Annotated in this window: 1 protein-coding gene; it reads left to right on the forward strand. The window is 68.9% G+C overall.

Features of this window, described 5'->3' with window-relative positions; all coding sequences use genetic code 11:
• Positions 1-38 precede the first annotated feature (38 nt).
• Complete coding sequence (locus tag QWZ14_RS29300) at positions 39-2,117, forward strand: recombinase family protein (protein ID WP_290320604.1); 2,079 nt, start codon at positions 39-41, stop codon at positions 2,115-2,117.
• Positions 2,118-2,143 lie beyond the last annotated feature (26 nt).

The raw sequence follows: 2,143 nt of genomic DNA on the forward strand, positions 1-2,143 counted from the left end.
CGTCACCGCACTCGCGTCGGTATTGCGGGAGGTAGGCGATGCACTCCGAACTCATCACGCCGGACCACCTCGCCCGGCGGGCGCTGATTTACATCCGCCAGTCCACAGCCCATCAGGTGCTGAGCAACGGGGAGAGCACCCGCCTCCAGTACGCGCTCCGCCAGCGCGCCGTTGAGCTCGGCTGGCACGAGGCGGACGTCGATGTGATCGACCAGGATTTAGGCGAGAGCGGCACGACGGCGGCGAACCGGTCAGGGTTCAAAGATCTGCTCGCCCGGGTCGGCCTGGGTGAGGTCGGGATCGTCCTCTCCTACGAGGTGACCCGGCTGACGCGGAACTGCTCGGACTGGTATCCGCTGCTCGACCTCTGCGGTTATCGTCGCTGCCTCATTGCCGACCGGGACGGCGTCTACGACCCGGCCACAGGTAATGGGCGGCTCCTCCTCGGCCTCAAGGGTACGATCTCGGAGGTCGAGATGCATACGCTGCGGGGGCGCTTGACGGCAGGCCTCCTCGCTAAAGCGACCCGCGGCGAGCTTGCCCTGCCGTTGCCGGTCGGGCTCGAGCGTGACCCTTCGGGCATCGTCGTCATCACGCCGGACCAGGAGGTCGAGGCCCGGCTCCGGCTCGTGTTCGCAACCTTTCTCGAGCGCCGTTCGGCGCAGGCAGTGCTGCGGATCTTTCTAGCCCGCGGCCTCACTTTGCCGCGCCGCGAAGGGCCACAGGGTGGGCTCTGCTGGCGGTCGCCGACGAAACACGCGATCTGCCGCATCCTCACCAACCCGGCCTATGCCGGAGCCTTCGTCTACGGCAGGACGGCCTGCGCGCGACCACCCGACGGCAGCCGGGCGAGGGTTCGCAAGCGTCCGCGAGCCGAATGGCGGATCGTCGTCCCGGACCGCTATCCTCCCTACATCGGTTGGGACACGTATGAGGCGATTGTGGCCAGGCTCGGGGACAACCACGCCGACTACCGCCGTTTGGGCACGCGCGGCGCTCCCCGCGATGGCGCAGCCATGCTGCACGGCCTCGTTCACTGCGGTGCCTGCGGCCGAAAGATGACGGTCCAGTACCATAACCGGCCGCGCTATATCTGCCGCAGTCTCGAGCAGGATCGCGGGCTGCCCCGCTGCCAGAACGTGATCGCCTCCCCCATCGACGCGCTCGTCGTCGCGGCGTTCCTCGAAGCGGTCGCGCCCGCGGAGGTGGACGCGTTCGAGCGGGCAGAGGCAACGCGGCGCGAGAATAACGCGGCCTTGCGGCAGGCTGCAGCGCAGCAGGTCGAGCGGCTCCGATACCGGGCACTCCTGGCGGAGCGTCAGTTCGGCAAGGTCGATCCGGACAACCGGCTCGTCGCGGCGGAACTCGAACGCCGGTGGGAGGCGGCGCTCCTGGAGCTGCGCGCCGGGGAGGAGGCGCTTGCGAAAGGTGAGCGTGAGGCAGCAGCGCGCGGTGCCCCTGCGGGCCAGGCAGGATCGTGCCAGCTCGAACTGCGCGCCGCCCTAACGGAGATTGGGGAAACCTTGCCGCCCCTCTGGGCGGACCCACGACTCATGCCCGGGCAGCGCAAAGCGCTCCTGCGATGCCTCGTCGACAAGGTGGTCCTCGAGCGCACCGCCGCCGACCGCGTGGCGGTCCGCGTGGTATGGGTTGGCGGCGACTGGAGCGAGTTCGTTGCCGATACTGGCGGCCATGCGCTGCGCGAGTTGTCGGGCATTGGTACGATCGAGCGCCTCGTCGCCGAGATGGCCCGCGCGGGCGCCTCGGACGCGGCGATCGTCGAAGCCCTTGACGCCCAGGGCCACCACCTCGACCACGGCCGCCGCGTGCTCCTCAGCACGATCCGCAAACTTCGTCTCGCTCAGGGCATTCGATACCGGCCAGAAATGCGGCGGCGCGTGGCCGGCGCGCTGACCCTGCCCGAGGTCGCCGAGGTCGTCGGTGTGTCCCAGGCCTGGCTGCACCACCGCATCCGCACGGGCAGGATCCGGCTCGCCCTCGACCCGCAGCATCGCATGTACCTGTTTCCGAACGACCCGGCCGTCCTCGATGCCGTCCGACAGCTCGCCAACGGCAGCGTCAAGACCGTCGATCTCACCCCCAACGTACCGTATTGAGGAGGGCATCAAGATGCCAAGTCGCT

The sequence above is a fragment of the Paeniroseomonas aquatica genome (genome assembly GCF_030409335.1).
In the GTDB taxonomy this organism is placed as follows: Bacteria; Pseudomonadota; Alphaproteobacteria; order Acetobacterales; family Acetobacteraceae; genus Belnapia; species Belnapia aquatica.